15 protein-coding genes and 1 pseudogene are annotated in these 17,378 nt (G+C 73.6%); 11 read left to right on the top strand and 5 right to left on the bottom strand.

What is annotated here, in order from left to right:
* From AC6JBM_RS30490 to tsaA, 3 genes and pseudogenes are all read left to right on the top strand, one after another.
* Entirely contained in the window at nt 1-2,310 is a 2,310-nt protein-coding gene (locus tag AC6JBM_RS30490) for an Hsp70 family protein (RefSeq protein WP_497977479.1), read from the top strand.
* A 68-nt stretch (nt 2,311-2,378) separates the two neighbouring features.
* Nucleotides 2,379-2,989 (top strand): annotated as a pseudogene (locus tag AC6JBM_RS30485) (mycothiol-dependent nitroreductase Rv2466c family protein).
* 30 nt (nt 2,990-3,019) lie between these two features.
* Nucleotides 3,020-3,436, top strand: coding sequence for a tRNA (N6-threonylcarbamoyladenosine(37)-N6)-methyltransferase TrmO (gene tsaA / locus AC6JBM_RS30480; RefSeq protein WP_497977478.1), 417 nt, complete (start codon nt 3,020-3,022; stop codon nt 3,434-3,436).
* A 14-nt stretch (nt 3,437-3,450) separates the two neighbouring features.
* On the opposite strand, the gene AC6JBM_RS30475 is transcribed toward tsaA, so the two are convergent.
* A complete protein-coding gene (locus AC6JBM_RS30475) occupies nt 3,451-4,860 on the bottom strand; it encodes a hypothetical protein (RefSeq protein WP_497977477.1) in 1,410 nt (469 codons plus the stop codon).
* 124 nt (nt 4,861-4,984) lie between these two features.
* Here AC6JBM_RS30475 and AC6JBM_RS30470 point away from each other — a divergent pair, with 124 nt between their 5' ends.
* The 3 genes from AC6JBM_RS30470 to AC6JBM_RS30460 all read left to right on the top strand — a co-directional run bounded on the left by AC6JBM_RS30470 (nt 4,985) and on the right by AC6JBM_RS30460 (nt 8,927).
* On the top strand, nt 4,985-6,907 hold the full coding sequence (locus AC6JBM_RS30470) for an Hsp70 family protein (protein ID WP_497977476.1): 1,923 nt from the start codon (nt 4,985-4,987) through the stop codon (nt 6,905-6,907).
* A 292-nt stretch (nt 6,908-7,199) separates the two neighbouring features.
* A complete protein-coding gene (locus AC6JBM_RS30465; RefSeq protein WP_497977475.1) occupies nt 7,200-8,420 on the top strand; it encodes a hypothetical protein in 1,221 nt (406 codons plus the stop codon).
* A 96-nt stretch (nt 8,421-8,516) separates the two neighbouring features.
* On the top strand, nt 8,517-8,927 hold the full coding sequence (locus AC6JBM_RS30460; RefSeq protein WP_497977474.1) for a DUF2809 domain-containing protein: 411 nt from the start codon (nt 8,517-8,519) through the stop codon (nt 8,925-8,927).
* Nucleotides 8,928-9,038: 111 nt separating this feature from the next.
* Here AC6JBM_RS30460 and AC6JBM_RS30455 read toward each other — a convergent pair whose 3' ends face one another.
* From AC6JBM_RS30455 to AC6JBM_RS30445, 3 genes are all read right to left on the bottom strand, one after another.
* A complete protein-coding gene (locus tag AC6JBM_RS30455; RefSeq protein ID WP_497977473.1) occupies nt 9,039-9,875 on the bottom strand; it encodes an undecaprenyl-diphosphate phosphatase in 837 nt (278 codons plus the stop codon).
* A 67-nt stretch (nt 9,876-9,942) separates the two neighbouring features.
* Nucleotides 9,943-10,623, bottom strand: a complete 681-nt coding sequence (locus AC6JBM_RS30450) for a hypothetical protein (RefSeq protein WP_497977472.1) — start codon at nt 10,621-10,623, stop codon at nt 9,943-9,945.
* 90 nt (nt 10,624-10,713) lie between these two features.
* Complete coding sequence (locus AC6JBM_RS30445) at nt 10,714-11,625, bottom strand: LysR family transcriptional regulator (protein WP_497977471.1); 912 nt, start codon at nt 11,623-11,625, stop codon at nt 10,714-10,716.
* Nucleotides 11,626-11,706: 81 nt separating this feature from the next.
* Here AC6JBM_RS30445 and AC6JBM_RS30440 point away from each other — a divergent pair, with 81 nt between their 5' ends.
* The 5 genes from AC6JBM_RS30440 to AC6JBM_RS30420 are packed head-to-tail and all read left to right on the top strand — an operon-like array spanning nt 11,707 to nt 17,089.
* Complete coding sequence (locus AC6JBM_RS30440; protein ID WP_350609278.1) at nt 11,707-12,408, top strand: succinate dehydrogenase cytochrome b subunit; 702 nt, start codon at nt 11,707-11,709, stop codon at nt 12,406-12,408.
* Nucleotides 12,409-12,410: 2 nt separating this feature from the next.
* On the top strand, nt 12,411-14,348 hold the full coding sequence (locus AC6JBM_RS30435) for a fumarate reductase/succinate dehydrogenase flavoprotein subunit (RefSeq protein WP_497986552.1): 1,938 nt from the start codon (nt 12,411-12,413) through the stop codon (nt 14,346-14,348).
* A complete protein-coding gene (locus AC6JBM_RS30430; protein WP_497977470.1) occupies nt 14,348-15,097 on the top strand; it encodes a succinate dehydrogenase/fumarate reductase iron-sulfur subunit in 750 nt (249 codons plus the stop codon). Before AC6JBM_RS30435 ends, AC6JBM_RS30430 begins: the two co-directional genes overlap by 1 nt.
* Nucleotides 15,098-15,108: 11 nt before the next feature.
* Complete coding sequence (gene murD, locus AC6JBM_RS30425; RefSeq protein ID WP_497977469.1) at nt 15,109-16,443, top strand: UDP-N-acetylmuramoyl-L-alanine--D-glutamate ligase; 1,335 nt, start codon at nt 15,109-15,111, stop codon at nt 16,441-16,443.
* Nucleotides 16,444-16,462: 19 nt separating this feature from the next.
* Nucleotides 16,463-17,089, top strand: coding sequence for a DUF6928 family protein (locus AC6JBM_RS30420; protein WP_497977468.1), 627 nt, complete (start codon nt 16,463-16,465; stop codon nt 17,087-17,089).
* 66 nt (nt 17,090-17,155) lie between these two features.
* Here AC6JBM_RS30420 and AC6JBM_RS30415 read toward each other — a convergent pair whose 3' ends face one another.
* Nucleotides 17,156-17,350, bottom strand: coding sequence for a hypothetical protein (locus AC6JBM_RS30415; RefSeq protein WP_497977467.1), 195 nt, complete (start codon nt 17,348-17,350; stop codon nt 17,156-17,158).
* Between the last annotated feature and the right edge of the window lie 28 nt (nt 17,351-17,378).

The following is a 17,378-nucleotide window of genomic DNA, read 5'->3' as shown; positions in this document are numbered from 1 at the left end:
GTGGTGAGCCCCACGCCCGGCGGATACGTCGTCGGCATCGACCTCGGCACGTCCAACACCGTCGCGGTGATCCGCTCGCCCGACGGGCGGCGCCGCCCGGTGCTGTTCGACGGCGCCCCGCTCATGCCCTCGTCGCTCTTCCTCACCGACCACGGGCAGCTCGCCGTCGGCCGCGACGCCCAGCGCCTCGCCCAGCTCGACCCGGCCCGCTACGAGCCGAACCCGAAGCGGCGCATCGACGAGCCCTCCGTGCTGCTCGGCAGCGCCGAGATCCCGACCGTGCACCTGCTCGGCGCGGTGCTGCGGGCCGTCGCCGCCGGGGTCGCCGAGGTCACCCGCTACGCGCCGCCGGTCGTGCTCACCTACCCCGCCTCCTGGGGCCAGACGCGGCGCAAGGCGCTGCACGACGCCGCGCTCGCCGCGGGGTTCACCGACGTCAGCATGCTGCCCGAGCCGGTGGCGGCGGCACGGTACTTCATCAGCGCCCTCAACCACCCGCTGCCCCGCGGCGAGGCGCTCGTCGTCTACGACTTCGGCGGCGGCACCATCGACATCGCGGTGGTGCGCAACGACCCGCAGGGCTTCACCGTCATCGGCTCGGGCGGCCTCGAGGACGTCGGCGGCCTCGACCTCGACGCCGCGCTCGTCGAGCGCCTCGGCGAGGTGCTGCAGGCCTCCCAGCCGGACGTGTGGCGGCGCCTGCAGGACCCGCGCACCGCCCAGGACCGCCGCGACCGCCGCCTCTTCTGGGAGGACGTCCGCGGCGCGAAGGAGATGCTCTCGCGCACCACCGTCGCGCCGGTGAGCGTCCCCGGCGTCGAGTCGGCCCTGCACCTGACCCGCGACGAGCTCGAGCAGAAGATCGGCCCGACGATCGCGCGCACCGTCGCCGAGACCGCCCGGGTCGTGCGCGACTGCGGCCTGGAGCCGAACAAGCTCGCCGGCATCCTGCTCGTCGGCGGCTCGTCCCGCGTCCCGCTCGTGGCCCGCATGCTGCACCGCGAGCTCGGCGTCGTGCCGACCGTGCTGGAGCAGCCGGAGCTGCCCGTGGCCGAGGGCGCGGTCGTCCACCCCTCGGAGCTGGCCGCGGCCTCGGCCGTCAAGGCCACCGCGTCCGTCCCGGTGAGCGCGCCACCCTCCGGGACGCTCTACGGCACCGAGCACATGGCGATCCCGGTGTCCGGCGTGCCCATGTCGGCCCCGCCGATCTCCCCGGTCTCCCCGATCTCCGCGATCCCGGTCTCCCCGCCGGTGGGCACGCCGATCCCGAAGCCGCCCACCATGGACGGTCCGCCGCCGCCTCCGCCCCCGGGCGGTCGCGGGCGGGCGGCCCTCATCGCCGGTGTCGCGGCGCTCGTCCTGCTCGCCGCGGGCGGCCTCTTCGCCTACAAGGCCCTGCACAAGACGGACACGACGCCGACCACGACCACGATCGGCAAGTGGGAGAAGCTCAGCGAGATCCCCTCGAAGATCGGCATCGAGGGCGCCGGGGCGGCGGTCGTCAATCGCCAGCTGTACGTCATCGGCGGCTACACGGCCGAGGAGCCGCGCGGCCAGACCAGCGACGTCTACATCTACGACCTCGACCGCAACAGCTGGCTCAAGGGCCCGAAGCTGCCCCGCCCGCTGAGCCACATGTCCGTGGTCCTCGACGGCGGGAAGAGCATCTGGGTCCTGGGCGGGCTCGCCAGTGACGGCGCCACCGACCAGGTCTGGCGGCTCAAGCCCGGCGCCGAGGCGTGGGAGGAGGGGCCGAAGCTGCCGGCAAAGCGCAACTCCGGCACCGCGGTCTACGACAGCGACGGCATCGTCTTCGCGGGCGGCACCGGCTCCGACGGCTTCGCCACCGACACCGTCTGGGCCCTGGGCACCAGCGGCTGGACGACGATCGGGCAGCTCTCCGAGAAGCGCGAGAAGCTCGCCGCGACCACCGACCGGGCCGGGCGGGTCTGGTTCATCGGCGGGCGGCGGCAGAAGCCGGACAACGCCACGCTCGACTCCGTCGACATCATGCTCAACCGGCAGATGACCGGCGAGCACCTGAAGCTCGACGGGCCGCGCGAGGGGGCCGCGGCCATGAACATCACCGGGATCGGCCTGTGCGTGCTCGGCGGCAACAACGGCGCGAACGCCTACGACTGGTGGTGCCAGGACGGCACGCAGACGGCGAAGCTGCCGAAGCAGGAGCAGCCGCGGGCCGGCCAGGCGGTCGCGGTCTCCGACGGCGTCATCTACACCGTCGGCGGCTACAACGGCTCGAAGAACCTCAACGGGACCTTCGACGTGCAGGCGTTCCGGTACACCAGCTGAGGCACGGACTTGGCCCAGTGGGAACGGCACCGAATTGGCGCTTCTCCGGTCCAAGATGGCCTGCTTGAATCGCCGGTGTGACTGTCGTGGACATGTGGTTCGACCCGAAGTGCCCCTGGGCGTGGAACACCTCGCGCTGGCTGCTGGAGGTGGAGCGGGTCCGGCCCGTCGAGGCCCGCTTCCACGTGATGAGCCTCTGGCTGCTCAACGAGCACCGCGAGAACCTCGACGACTGGTACCGCACGTGGCTGGCCGACACCCTCGGGCCGGTCCGCGTGCTGGTGGCCGCCGGGCAGCGCCACGGCACCCCGGTCCTGCGGGACCTGTACACCGAAATCGGCACCCGCATCCACCACGGCAAGGAGACGATCGGCCCGCAGCTGTACCGCGGCGCCCTGTCCGCCCTGGACCTCGACCCGGACCTGGCCGCCGCCGCGGACTCGGACGCCCACGACGAGGCCCTGCTGGCCAGCCACCGGGCGGGGCTCGACCCGGTCGGCGAGGACCTCGGCACCCCGGCACTGCACATCGGCTCGTCGGCGTTCTTCGGCCCGGTGGTGACGCCCGTCCCGCGTGGCGAGGCGGCGGGCCGCTCTTCGACGGCCTGCTGCTGATGGTCGAGACGCCGGGGCTGTACGAGCTCAAGCGGGGCAACCGCGTATCGCCCACGGTGGACTGACCCGGGCGGGCCGTGTGTAGGGTCGCAATTGTGGAGCATGACGGGTTCGTGGTCCGGCCGGTCGGGCGCGTCGAGTCGCCCCTCACCGAGCGCGCGGACGCGCCGCGGCAGGGCGACGAGGGCGCCCCGCGGGCGTGGCTCGTGTTCGACGAGCGGGTCGCCCCCGCCCTGGCCGACCTGCGCCCCGGCGACCGGGTGCTGCTGCTGACCTGGCTGCACCGCGCCGACCGGGACGTGCTGGCGGTGCACCCGCGCGGCGACCGCGGCCGCCCGCGCACCGGCGTGTTCAGCACCCGCGCCCCGGACCGGCCCAACCCGATCGGCCTGCACGGCGCCGAGATCCTCGCGGTCGACGGCCTGCGCGTGCGGGTCTCGGGCCTGGAGGCGATCCACGGCACCCCGATCCTCGACGTGAAGCCGGTCCTCGGCGAGGCCGACGCCCGCTGAGGCCCCGCCGCGCCTCAGGCCTTGCGGACCTCGCCGGCGCAGGCCGAGGCCACGCCGGCCCACGCGGTGGCGAACCGGGCGGACGACGCCGACTCCAGGGACTGCTTCTCGCGCACGACGTCGCCCCAGAAGTCCAGCATCTTCGCCTCGCCGAACCGCTTCGCGAGGCAGGAGATGCCCAGCAGCGCGATGCCGTACCGCGCGTCGATCTCCACCCCGCCGGCGCGCTCCGGCGGCGGGCCCATCGCGATCTGACCGTCCCAGCCCTGCTTCACGAACTTGTGGATGGACGGCAGCCGGCTGCGCGTCGCCTCGCCGTTGCGGTCGGCGATGTACTCGGCGACGCCCTCCTGCAGCCACCACTGCTCGGCCGTGGGGTAGTTGTCGCCGATGGTCACCACGTGCCCGAACTCGTGGGTCAGCACGATCTGCAGGTAGGGCCGGCCAAGGTCGTCGACCGGGATCACGACGCCCTGGGCGCCCATCGAGTAGCCGTCGTAGTAGGGGCCGAGGTCGGTGTTGTCGAACCAGGTCTTCCACTCGCTCGGCGAGGCGACGTACACGATGTACCACTTCGGCGCCGGGCCCCAGTGCGCGTAGCGGTCCGCGACCTCGGCCGCGACGTCGGCGGCGCTGAGCACCTGCTGGAGCTTGTTCGCGGTGGAGCCCGAGCCGGCCACGATGACCCGGTGCCCGGTGACCGCCTTCAGGTCGGAGGCGTCCCAGGGGTCGGTCGCCTGCGCGTACTTGGTGACCGTGGCCTCGCTGCCGGAGATCGTCCACGAGGTCTGCACGAACTGGCGGGACTCGGGCTTGCAGCCCTCGCCGAGGCAGTAGTCGTACTGGACGATGACGTCCCAGCTGCCGCTGCCGTCGGAGCTCTGGCTCGGCTTGTCGATCAGGTTCGGCGTCCAGGCCTGCACACCCAGTGACCGCAGCGAGCCGAACCGGCGCCGGTAGCCGTCCTTGAGCCCGGCCGCCACACCCTCCAGGTAGCCGTTCTGGTCCCCGGCGAGCAGCGCCTTCGCCTGCTTGTCGAGCGCGGTGCGGATCTTGTCGGCCACGGTGGGTTCGCCGGTACCGGTGGTCGCCGCGACCGGCCCCGCCGAGGCCGACACGCTCGCCGCGGCCGACGGCGGGGCGGCGGCGGTCTGGCCGCTCGGGCCCTGCGCGGCGACCCACACGATGAGCGCCAGCACCAGCACGGACGCCACGACCAGGCCCGAGATCAGCGGCCAGCGCCGGCGGCGCGGCGAGGGCGGGGGAGCCGCGGGGTAGCCGGGCTGCTGCCAGTGGATCGGCGGCGGGCCTGACACCGGCGGGGCCGACACGGGCGGGAGGAACATCTCCGGGCCTCGTTGCTGCGGGACCATGGTCACCGGCTCGGTGACGGCGGCCGGCTCGGTGTTCTCCCCGTCGTGCACCCAGGCACCGTACTGGATGCGCGCGGGCTGCGGAATCCGCGAAGCGGTCACGCTCGGAGTCGGCTACCGGACGTGGGACGGCCGGGGGCGCCGCGCGGCTGAGCGGCTGGAATAGGATGCCGCGATGCCTTTCCGGTTCGCGGTGGACCTCGGCACGTCCAACACCGTCGCGGTGGTCGACCGCGGTGACGGCACGCCCCGGCCGCTGCTGTTCGACGGCAGCCCGCTGCTGCCCTCGGCCGTCTTCGCCGACGCGTTGGGGGCGCTGCTGGTCGGCCGCGACGCCGAACGGCACCTGATGACCGACGCCGCCCGCTTCGAGCCGAACCCGAAGGGCCGCGTCGACGAGGGCGTCATCCTGCTCGGCGACCGCGAGCTGCCCGTCGCCGAACTGCTCGCCGCGGTGCTGCGCCGGGCCGCGACCGAGGCCGCGCAGACCGGGGTGCCGGTGACCGGCTCCACGGTGCTGACCTGCCCCGTCGACTGGGGCAACACGCGCCGGTCGGTGCTGCTCGACGCGGCCGCCCGCGCCGGGCTCGGGCGCGTCACGCTGCTGGACGAGCCGGTGTCGGCGGCGACGTACTGCGTCCGCGCCCTCGGCGGCCGCCTCGCGCCCGGGCGCTGCGCGGTAGTGTTCGACTTCGGCGGCGGCACGCTCGACGTGACCGTCGTGCAGGCCACGGGCGCGATGCCGGCGCTGCGGGTGCTGGCGACGGGCGGGCTGGCCGACCTGGGCGGTACCGACGTCGATGACGCCCTGGTCGGACACGTCGGGCACCTCGTCGCCGCGGCCGACCCGCAGCTGTGGCGCCGCCTGGCCGCGCCGCGCACGCCGGCCGAGCTGCGCGACCGCCGCACGTTCTGGTCCGAGGTCCGCCAGGCCAAGGAGATGCTGTCGCGCGCCGCGTCGGCCCCGATCCACGTGCCCGGCGGCGACCACGCGACCCACCTCACGCGCGAGGAGCTCGATCGCGTCGCCGGCCCGCTGGTCGACCGCGCCGTCGACGAGACCCGGCGGGTCCTGGAGCGCTCGGGCGTCACCCCGGCCCAGCTGGAGGCGATCGTGCTGGTGGGCGGCTCGAGCCGGCTGCCGCTGGTGGCGAGCCGGCTGCACGCGCGGTTCGGGCTGGCCCCGGTCGTGCCCGAACAGCCCGAGCTCCCGGTGGCGTTCGGCGCCCTCCTGCTGGCCAACGGCGCCGCTCCCGCCCCGGCCGGGCCGCCGCCGGTCCCCTCGGACCGCACGTCGACCGGCACCGTCTACGGCGCAGGTCCGTCGACATCCGCCGCGATGCCGCCCGTGGCTCAGGTCAGCGTCCCACCCGTGGCCCCTGCCAGCGTCTCGCCCGTGGCCCCGGTCAGCGGCTCGCCCGTGGCTCCGGTGAGCGCCTTCCCGGTGGCCCCCGCCAGCGCTCCGCCCGGGCCCGCCGCCGCCCCGCGACGCCCCTCCGTGATCATCGGGCCCGGCGTGACGATCCAGGGCAACGTGGCCGTGTACGGCGACGACTCCCTCATGCCCCGCGACGAGGACGAGCGCGACGACCGGGACGAGCCGGCCCCGCCGCCCGCGAAGCCGCGCCGGCGGGGCGGGATGCTGCGGCGCCTGCGGTTCGCGGCGCTGCCGCTGCTGCCCTGGGTGCTCATCATGACCCTGACCCCGTGGGGCCGCGGCCTGCTCGCCGACGGCCGGGCCAAGGCCGAGTCGCTGTTCGGTGCCGGGCCGAGCCCGAGCGCCTCGGCACCGGCGAGCGAACCGGCCCCGCCGTCCTCGGCGCCGGCCACCCCGCCCGCGACGGTGCAGCTCCAGCCGAGCTCGGGCAAGGCCGGAGTCGCGGTGAAGCTGACCGCCCACGGCTTCGCGGCGGGGGAGAAAATCGAGGCCCGGGCCGGCACGAAGCTGCTCACCACCCTGACCGCGGACGCCGACGGCGCGGCGGAGGCGAGCGTGACGGCGGCCCCGGCGGGCACGAAGGCCGGCGCGGTCGTCGTCCAGCTCGTCGGCCGGACGAGCCGGAAGTCCGCCACGGCCACGTACCGCGTCGCCGCCTGACGACCCCGCGTGCGCCGGGGCGCTACTGTCGAGCGGCCCGGCCCGAACGGCGGACGATGCCGGGCGATGCGCCGATGGCATCCGCCCGCGACGTACGGTTCGGTCGGACTCCATGTGGCAGTGTGCGGTCTGCGGCACCAGTAACGGTGGCGACGTTGCGGCCTGCGGGTCGTGCGGTGCCCGGCGCCCGTCTCCGAGCGGGCCCGGCCCGGCTCCGGCCGCGCCCGGCCCTTCCTTGAGCGCGCCCGGCCCGGCTCCGGCCGGTCCTTCCTTGAGCGCGCCCAGTCCGTCCTTGAGCGCGCCCGGTCCGGCCGCCGAGGGGCTTGGGGCGTGGCCGCCGCCCGGCACGCTGCCCGCCGACCCGCCCGTCGCCTGGCCCGCATCCGCGCCGGCCGACGCGTTCGGGTCGTGGTCGCCCGCGAGCGCGCCGCCGAACCCCGGTGCCGAAGGCGCACCGGCCTCCGCGCCGCCCGCGCCGAGCTGGCCGGTCGCCGGCCCGCCGGCCCCTGGTCTGCCCGCGCCGGACTGGTCGGCCTCCGGCACACCGGCCTCCGGGCCGCCCGCGCCGAGCTGGCCGGCCGCCGGCCCGCCGGCCCCTGGTCTGCCCGCGCCGGACTGGCCGGCCTCCGGCACACCGGCCCCCGGTCTGCCCGCGCCGAACTGGCCGGCCTCGGGGCCGCCCGCGCCGAACTGGCCGGCTGCCGGCCCGCCGGTGGAGGCCGGCGATCTCGCCGCGCAGAACTGGCCCGGCGCGGGGCCCGGGCTCGGGCAGACGCCGGTCCCGTGGGTCACCAGCGCGCCGCCCCAGCCGCCGTGGGTCCCCGCCGCCCCGCCCGCCGGGGAGCCGCCCCGGAGCCGGCCGATCTGGATCTTCCCGGCGATCGTGGCGGTGGTGCTGCTGCTGGCGGGCGGTACCGTCGCATTCGTCCTGCGCGACCGCTGGCTGCCCGGCGGCGGTGGCGAGGCGAGCCCGGCCACGGGCCCGACGGCCACCGCGAACCCGGTCGCCCCGACGGCGACCCGCACCGCCGCGCCCACGACGGCGGCGCCGCCCACGGCCGCACCCACGTCCGCCGGACCGGCGCTGCCGGCGAGCGTCGGCGCCGTACGACTGGATTCGAGCCTCGATCCCGCGCAGGCACCGGCCGTGGCCGCGATCTTCGACAGGTACTTCGCCGCCGTGAACGCCCGCAACGCGAGCGCCGCGCTCGCCGTCATGGACCCCAACGGGTCGATCAACCAGGGCGACGCGGGCGCCGTCAAGCGCTTCACCGACGGCATCTCCACGAGCACCGACGACGACATCCTGCTGCTCAGCCTCGGCTCGGACCCGACCGGCAAGGGCCTCCTGCAGGCCCATGTCACGTTCCGCAGCCAGCAGCAGGCCGGCAAGGGCCCGAAGGGCCGCGAGTCGGAGACCTGCACGCGCTGGGACGTGACGTACTCGATCACCCAGCCCGGCGGCGAGTACCGCATCTGGGGCAGCACCAACGCGGGCAGCCGCCCCTGCTGACACCGCCGCGAGCCCTGACGGCGCCGCGGGTCCTCGGCCGTGCCGCGGCGCTCACGGGACGGCGGTGGCTTGGCCGCGCGGGATAGCATCCGCGGCGTGCTGGAGTCGACCCGAGCCGTTCGCATCGCCGCCGTCCTGACCGCCGTTCTCGCGATCGGCGTGGCCTTCGGCATCCGCGCACTGGCCGGCGGCACGCTCCTCAGCAACGGCCCGCTGCAGCAGAACACCGGCACGGCGCTCTACGCATCGGCCGTCTACGCCGGCGTAGTCTTCCTCGCCCCGAGATGTAGCCCGCTCACCGCCGGTGCGTACGCACTGGCCTGGTGCTGGGCCGCCGAGACGTTCCAGCTCACGGGCATCCCGCACGAGCTGAGCCGGTACAGCCTCCTGCTGCGCCTGATCTTCGGCGATGCCTTCGACTGGCTCGACATCGCCTGGTACCCCGCGGGAATCGTCCCCCTCGTGCTGCTGGAGCTCCTGGTGAAGCCGCGGCGCCGAGCCGCGTGACCGGGCGCCCGGCCGCGCCGGTGCGGGCGCGATCGGGGGCGGTGTCAGGCGACGCGGCGGGCATCCCAGCGCGCCGCGCCCGTAAGTAGCGTGTCCAGGCTCGGTAAGGGATCAGGTGGCGGTGATCGCGCCGGTCGCCAGCAGGGCGACGAGGATGCCGCCGACGGCCACGCGGTAGTACACGAACGCGGCGAAGGTGTGCCCGGCGACGTACTTGAGCAGCCACGCGATGCTGACGTAGGCCACGATGAAGCTGATCACCGTGCCGACGCCGGTCTGCACCCAGCCGACCGTGGCGGCGATCTCGTCGGCCCGCGTGACCGCCTCGAGCAGGCCGCCGCCGGCCAGCGCCGGGATGCCCAGGAAGAACGACAGGCGGGTCGCGGTCACCCGGTCGAGCCCGCGGAACAGCGACGCGCTGATCGTGGCGCCGGAGCGCGAGACGCCCGGGATGACCGCGATGCACTGCGCGAGGCCGATGATGAGCGCGTCCTTCCACGTCACGTCGCCCTCGGCGCGCTTCTGCTTGCCCAGGTGGTCACCGAGCGTCATGACGATGCTCCACACCACCAGGCCCGCGGCCACGAACCACATGCTGCGCAGGACGCCCTCGATGTAGTCCTTGAACAGCAGGCCGACGATGATGATCGGGATCGAGCCGACGATGACGTTGATCGCCATCCGCCAGTCCTCGTGCTGGCGCGCCTCGGCGTTGAACAGGCCACGGAACAGCCCGGTGATGAACCGGATGATGTCCTTGCGGAAGTAGATGACCGCCGCGAGGATCGCGCCGACCTGGATGACCGCGGTGAACGCCGTGACGCCCTTGTCGTCGATCGGGATGCCCATCAGCTTCTCGGTGATGGTCAGATGCCCGGTCGAGGACACCGGGAGGAACTCGGTCACGCCCTCCACGACGCCCAGCACGATCGCTTCCCAGATCTGCAACGCCGTTTCCTCCTCGCCGCGCCCGACTTGCCGGAGAGGAACTTACCGGACGCGGCTGAGAGGACTTTCAGTCACGGTGGTGCTGGTTGGCGTGCCCGGCGGCGAGCTCCTCCCGCAGCTCGGTCAGGTGCTCGGTGTCCTCCGGCAGGTCGAGCCGATCGAGCAGCTCGAGCGCGGGCGCGATCTCCAGCGAGCCATAGACGTCATGGAAGCTGTACAGCACGCCGCTGAACACCGCCCGCCGCAGCCGCTCGTGCTCGGCGGCCGCGGTGTAGACCGGATACTTGAGCTTCCACGGAACCGGGCCGCTCACCTTCAGCACCGAGCCCGCCCGCCGCTGCAGCCCCTCGTCCTCCTCGCCGAGCCGGCTCACGTCGCGGGCCAGCACCTCGGTGAACGCGCGCTCGACGGTCTCGATGTCCTCGAACCAGTCGACCCACAGCGAGTACAGCACCGCCTCGCTGGGCCGCGGCTGCTCGAGGTGTTCGCGGATCGCCTGCCAGTGCGTGGCCCAGAGCTCCTCGTCATCGGCGGCGTTGACGAACCAGCGCAGCTCGACGGTCACCCAGTAGGCGTCGAGGATCTCGAGCAGCCCGAGGCCGACCTCCAGCTTCTCGGCGTTCGAGAGCGCCTCGTCGCCGCGGATCTCCGGCATCAGATCACGAGCGGCATCATTGGGATCACCGTCCGTGTCGAGCTCGTGCGCGGCCAGCCAGGCTCGTGTGCGATTGCTGCGTGCAGTCTCCACGATCGACAAGTATCGCCGGTCGCCCGCGTTCCCGCGCTACCGCGGATCCGGACCGTGACCTGCGCCCCACAAGATCGACCGGCCGCGAACCTAGAGGGGGAGGACGCCGACGGGGAGGGGGCTGCTCGCCACGTGGTCGAGCAGCGTCGTGCGCAGGGCCTGGGCGGCGTGGGGCAGGACCGACCCGCGCCGCTGGGCCAGCGCGATCGTCCGGTGCACGCCCGGCGCGACCAGCGGCGCCGCGTGCAGCAGCGGGCGGTTCACCAGCGCCATGCTCGGCACCAGGGCCACCCCCAGCCCCGCCTCGACGAAGGCGAGCACCGCGTCCATCTCCCCGCCCTCCACGGCGTAGCGCGGCGTGAACCCCGCCCGCCGGCACGCCTCCAGGGTCGTGTCGCGCAGGTCGTACCCCGTGCGGAACATGACCAGCGGGGTGTCGCGCAGCTCGGCGAGCGCGATGCGGGGCGCGGACAGGGGCGCGACCGAGGCGACCACGAGGCTCTCACGCAGCACCGGCACGGTCGACAGGGCCGGGTCGATGCCGCGCGCGGGCTCGACGATCAGGGCGAGGTCCAGGCCGTGCGCGACGAGCGCGGCGACGAGGTCCTGGGAGCCGCCCTCGTCGACGTGCAGCTCGATGTCCGGGTACCGCTCGTGGAACTCGCGCAGCACCAGCGGTACCAATGACGTGCACAGACTCGGCGTCGCGCCCAGCCGCACCCGTCCGCGCCGCAGGCCCACCACCTCCTGGACGGCGTCCCGGGCGCTGTCGGCGTCGGCGACGACCCGGCGCGCGAGCGGCAGCAGCGTCTCGCCCGCGGTCGTGAGGGCCACGCCGCCCCGGGAGCGGTCGAACAGCGGGGCACCCAAGGCCGACTCCAGGGTGTGAATTTGTTTACTGAGTGTCGGCTGGCTCACACCGAGTTGCTCCGCCGCCCGGGTGAAATGTCGTACTTCGGCGACGGTCACGAAGTATCGAAGCTGCTGTAGCTGCACATTCATAGCCTACGGCTATCGCCACTGTGGCCTTCATGCATTGGACGAATCACGAAGCGCGCCCCTAGCGTCGGCGGAGTGGCGGTAATGACGGCAGAACGGACGAATCGGGTCAAGCCCCGTAGCAAGACCTCGTCCGTGGCGCTGAAGATCCTGATGGCGGGCACGGGCCTGCTGCTCGTGCTGTTCCTGTTCGCGCACATGGCCGGCAACCTGAAGATCTTCGTCGGGGCCGAGGCGTTCGACCACTACGCGCGCTGGCTGCGCGACCTGGGCGCCCCGCTGCTGCCGCACACCGGGTTCCTGTGGCTGCAGCGCGGCGGGCTCACCGTCGCCGTGCTCGCGCACATCGCCGCGGCCGTCGTGCTGGCCCGCCGGGCCCGCGCCGCCCGCCCGGTCCGCTACGCCCACCGGCCCAAGGTGCAGGGCAGCTACGCGGCCCGGACCATGCGCTGGGGCGGCGTGATCATCCTGCTGTTCGTGGTCTTCCACATCCTGGACCTGACCACCGGCACCGTGAACCCCGTCGGCGACCACGAGCACCCGCACGCCAACGTGGTCGCGGACTTCGCGCCCGGCCGCTGGTACGTGACGCTGTTCTACACGCTCGCGATCGTCGCGGTCGGCTTCCACCTGCGCCACGGGATCTTCTCCGCGCTGCGCACCCTCGGCCAGCGCTCCCCGCGGGGAGAGCGCATCGCCCGGGCGGCGGCCCTCGTGGTGTCGCTCGTGCTGGTCGTCGGCTACCTCTGCGTACCGTTTGCCGTTCTGACCGGGCTGGTGAAATGACCATGAACCTCTGGAGCGAGGGCGACCCGATCGCCGACGCGGCCGCCCCCGACGGGCCGATCGAGACCCGCTGGGAGCGGCGGCAGTTCGCCGCGAAACTCGTCAACCCGGCCAACAAGCGCAAGCTCACCGTCATCGTGGTCGGCACCGGGCTGGCCGGCGGCTCCGCGGCGGCGACCCTGGCCGAGGCCGGATACAAGGTCCGCTCGTACTGCTACCAGGACAGCCCCCGCCGCGCGCACTCGATCGCGGCCCAGGGCGGGATCAACGCCGCCAAGAACTACCGCAACGACGGCGACTCCGTGTACCGGCTGTTCTACGACACGGTCAAGGGCGGCGACTTCCGGGCGCGGGAGTCCAACGTGTACCGCCTCGCCCAGGTCTCGGTGAACATCATCGACCAGTGCGTGGCCCAGGGCGTGCCGTTCGCCCGCGAGTACGGCGGCCTGCTCGACAACCGCTCGTTCGGCGGCACCCAGGTCTCGCGCACCTTCTACGCGCGCGGGCAGACCGGCCAGCAGCTGCTGCTCGGCGCGTACCAGGCCCTCGAGCGCCAGATCGCGGCCGGCAACGTCGAGATGCACGCGCGCCACGAGATGCTCGAGCTGGTCGTGGTCGACGGCCGGGCCCGGGGCATCGTCGTGCGCGACCTCGTCACCGGCGAGATCACGACCGACCTCGCCGACGCCGTGGTGCTCGCCTCGGGCGGCTACGGCAACGTGTTCTTCCTGTCCACGAACGCGAAGGGCTGCAACGTCACCGCGTCGTGGCGCGCGCACCGGCAGGGCGCCCTGTTCGCCAACCCGTGCTACACGCAGATCCACCCGACGTGCATCCCCGAGTCCGGCACGCACCAGAGCAAGCTCACGCTGATGAGCGAGTCGCTGCGCAACGACGGCCGCGTCTGGGTGCCGGTGCGGGCCGGCGACGACCGCGTCCCGGCCGACATCCCCGAGGACGAGCGCGACTACTACCTCGAGCGGATCTACCCGTCGTTCGGCAACCTGGTGCCGCGGGACATCGCCTCCCGGGCCGCCAAGAACGTCTGCGACGAGGGCAGGGGCGTCGGCCCCGGTGGGCTCGGGGTGTACCTCGACTTCGCCGACGCCATCGCCCGGCTGGGCCGGCCCGCGGTCGAGGCCAAGTACGGCAACCTCTTCGAGATGTACGAGCGCATCACCGGCGACGACCCCTACGTCACCCCGATGCGCATCTACCCGGCCGTGCACTACACGATGGGCGGGCTCTGGGTCGACTACGACCTGCAGTCCAACATCCCGGGCCTGTTCGTGGTGGGCGAGGCGAACTTCTCCGACCACGGCGCCAACCGGCTCGGCGCGTCCGCGCTGATGCAGGGGCTGGCCGACGGGTACTTCGTGCTGCCCAACACCATCAACGACTACCTCGCCGCCGGCCCCTTCCCCAAGGTCGCCGAGTCCGACGCGGCCGTGGTCGCGGCCCGCGGCGCCGTGGAGGAGCGCATCGCGAAGCTCCTGGCCGTGGACGGGGACCGCACCGTGGACTCGTTCCACCGCGAGCTCGGCCACATCATGTGGGAGTACTGCGGCATGGAACGCACCGAGGAGGGCCTGACCAAGGCGATCAGCCTGATCCGGGCCCTGCGCGAGGAGTTCTGGACCCGCGTCAAGGTGCCCGGCACCGGCGAGCAGCTCAACCAGAACCTCGAGCGCGCCGGGCGGGTCGCGGACTTCTTCGAGCTCGCCGAGCTCATGTGCGTCGACGCCCTGCACCGCGCCGAGTCGTGCGGCGGGCACTTCCGCGGCGAGAGCCAGACCCCGGACGGGGAGGCCATGCGCCACGACGAGCAGTTCTCCTACGTCGCCGCCTGGGAGTTCGCCGGTACCGGTGAGCCGCCCGTGCTGCACAAGGAGGCGCTCGAGTTCGAGTACGTCCACCCGAGCCAGCGGAGCTACAAGTAATGGACATCAAGCTGCGTGTGTGGCGCCAGAGCGGGCCTCAGGACCGGGGCCGCATGGTGACGTACGAGGTGCGGGACATCTCGCCGGACGCCTCCTTCCTGGAGATGCTCGACGTGCTCAACGAGCGGCTCATCATCGAGGGCGAGGAGCCGATCGCCTTCGACCACGACTGCCGCGAGGGTATCTGCGGCATGTGCGGCATGATGATCAACGGTGTCGCGCACGGCCCGCTCAAGGCCACGACGACGTGCCAGCTGCACATGCGCCACTTCAAGGACGGCGAGACGATCGACGTGGAGCCGTGGCGGGCGGCGGCCTTCCCGGTCGTGCGCGACCTCGTCGTGGACCGCGGCGCGTTCGACTCGATCATCCAGGCGGGCGGGTACATCACCGCCCCGACCGGCGCCGCCCCCGACGCCCACGCCACCCCGGTGCCCAAGGCCGACGCCGACGCCGCGTTCGAGGCGGCCACGTGCATCGGCTGCGGCGCCTGCGTGGCCGCGTGCCCGAACGGCTCGGCGATGCTCTTCACCGCGGCCAAGGTCGGCCACCTCGGCCTCATGCCGCAGGGCCAGCCGGAGCGCGACACCCGCGTGCTGGGCATGGTCGCCGCGCAGGACGAGGCCGGCTTCGGCGGCTGCACCAACGCGGGGGAGTGCACCACCGTGTGCCCCAAGGGCATCCCGCTCACCCTGATCGGCCGGCTCAACAGCGACTACCGCAAGGCGGCCACCGGACGGCGCGGATAAGCTTCCGACTCATGCAGTTGTCGGAGCTCGCCGGGCGGCGGGTGGCGGTCTGGGGTACCGGCCGGGAGGGCATCGCCGCGATCGAGGCGATCGCCCCGGTCGGCCCCGCCTCGCTCGTCGCCGTGCAGGACAAGACCACGTTCCTGGCCGCCTCGCGGTGGGACGGGGCCGTGCCGTTGTTCGAGGGTGAGGCGATGGGCCCCGCCCTGGACGGCGTCGAGGTCCTCGTGCGCTCCCCGGGCGTGGGCGAGTCGAACCCGTGGATCCAGCAGCTGCGCCGGCGCGGGGTCGTCATCACCGGCGGCACCGCCCTGTGGATGGCCGACCACGCCAAGCAGACCATCGGCGTGACCGGCTCCAAGGGCAAGAGCACCACCACCACGCTGATCTCGCACCTGCTCACCGCGACCGGCCGCCCGAACGAGCTGGGCGGCAACATCGGCATCGCGGTGCTGTCGCTGCCGCCGGCCGAGCGGTACGTGCTGGAGCTGTCGATGTACCAGTGCGCGGATCTTCAGGATTCCCCCCGCGTCTCGGTGGTCACGTCGCTGTTCGAGGAGCACCTGGACTGGACCCGTGACGGGCTGCCGTCGCAGTACTACGCGCACAAGCTCAACATCGCCATGCACGGGCCCGAGGCGGTCGTCTACAACGCGACGGACCCGACCCTCTCCGCCGAGCTGGCCGCGCGCCCCGGGCTGCCGCTGGTCCCCGTCGAGCCGTGGGAGGCCGACGGCTGGATCGTGCGCCACGGCGAGCGGCTCTTCCCGCGCGACGCCTTCCCCCTGCGCGGGAGCCACAACACCGGCAACCTCAGCGTGGCCCTCGCCGCGCTGGAGGCCGCCGGTGTCGACGTCGTCGGTGAGCGGGCCGCGATCGAGGCGGGGCTGCGCTCGTACACCCCGCTGCCGCATCGCCTCACCCCGATCGCGGACCCGTCCGGCGTCGAGTTCGTCAACGACTCGCTGTCCACCGCGCCGCAGACGACCATCCACGCCATCGAGGCGTACGCCGGGCGCCCCCTCGTGGTGCTCGTCGGCGGCCAGGACCGCGGCATCGACTACGCGCCCCTGCGCGACTATCTGCGCGACAAGGCCGTACCGCTGACGCTGGTGGCCATTCCGGACAGCGGGGAGCACATCCTCGACGTCGTCGGCGAGCTGCCGAACGTCCGCCGGGAGGTGGCCGAGGACCTGCCCGCCGCCGTCGCCCTGGCCCGCGGGCTGGTCCCGGCGGGCGGCGTGGTGCTGCTGTCCCCGGCCGCGCCCAGCTACGGCCGCTACGACAACTACGAGGCGCGGGCGAAGGCGTTCATCGCCGCGATCGAGTCGACCCGGGTGGTGTAGCGGCGGTACGGTGCTCGCCATGGGGGCCAGGGCCACGCTGCTCGCGTTCGTCGACGGGGATCTGCCGCCCGCGCTGCTCGGCGCGGTGCCGACCGACCCGGCGGAGGCGGAGGAGTTCGTCCGCCGCGTCCATCCCGGGTTCACCGTGCAGGCCGACCCCTACGAGGACAGCACGCTCGCCGAGACGTACCCGCCGGACGGCACCACGCACGTCGCGATCCTGGCCGGCGCCGAGGTGCTGGCCGACAAGCGGCTCGTCTGGGACTGCCCCTCCGAGCTGCCCGGGCACCTGCTCGCGCTGGGCGCCGGCCGCCGGATCCTCATGCTCGGCATGCATTCGGTGATCGACTGGCTGTGCTTCGCCGTCTGGGAGGACGGCGTGCTGGTGCGCTCCCTGGGCCTGCTGCCGGACGAGGGCATCCAGGAGAACATCGGCGAGCCGTACCCGTTCGAGCGCCCCTTCTGGGCCGGCGAGCACCCGGTCGAGCCGGACGAGGAGGAGGGCGAGTATCCGCTGCCCTTCCACCCCCTCGAACTGGGCGATGTGGTGCTGCGGGAGCTGTGGGGCGTCGAGGCGCTCGACTGGACGGACGTGCCCATGCGCGGCTTCCGCACGACCGAGCCCGAGGCCGGCGAGCCGGCCTGACCGGGTGCCGCCGGGCGCCGAAGGGCCGGGGGACGTTCCTCCCGGCCCCGGTGACGGCAAAAGGCGTCAGCAGTTGTACGCGCACCCCGGCGGCAGCAGCCGCCTGCGCAGCCCCCGCCGGACCCGGCCCGCGGCGAGCAGGGCCACGCCGAGCGCGAGGCTCAGCAGGGCCGTCGCGGTGACCCCGGCGAGGTTGCCCCCGGTGACGGGCAGCGAGCCGGAGCCCGCCGCGGGCGCCGCAGCCGCGACCGCGACGGGCACGGCCAGGCTCAGCGCCCGGGGCTGCGCA

It is taken from the genome of Dactylosporangium thailandense (assembly GCF_059739745.1).
This window is presented reverse-complemented; position numbering and strand designations above follow the sequence as displayed.

What these genes read in the sequence shown, in the direction of transcription:
- AC6JBM_RS30470 (WP_497977476.1), top strand. Translation starts at nt 4,985, where the DNA reads ATGCCTTTCCGGTTCGCGGTGGACCTCGGCACGTCCAACACCGTCGCG.
- AC6JBM_RS30445 (WP_497977471.1), bottom strand. Translation starts at nt 11,625, where the DNA reads ATGAATGTGCAGCTACAGCAGCTTCGATACTTCGTGACCGTCGCCGAA.
- AC6JBM_RS30440 (WP_350609278.1), top strand. Translation starts at nt 11,707, where the DNA reads ATGACGGCAGAACGGACGAATCGGGTCAAGCCCCGTAGCAAGACCTCG.
- AC6JBM_RS30435 (WP_497986552.1), top strand. Translation starts at nt 12,411, where the DNA reads ATGAACCTCTGGAGCGAGGGCGACCCGATCGCCGACGCGGCCGCCCCC.
- AC6JBM_RS30430 (WP_497977470.1), top strand. Translation starts at nt 14,348, where the DNA reads ATGGACATCAAGCTGCGTGTGTGGCGCCAGAGCGGGCCTCAGGACCGG.
- murD (WP_497977469.1), top strand. Translation starts at nt 15,109, where the DNA reads ATGCAGTTGTCGGAGCTCGCCGGGCGGCGGGTGGCGGTCTGGGGTACC.
- AC6JBM_RS30420 (WP_497977468.1), top strand. Translation starts at nt 16,463, where the DNA reads ATGGGGGCCAGGGCCACGCTGCTCGCGTTCGTCGACGGGGATCTGCCG.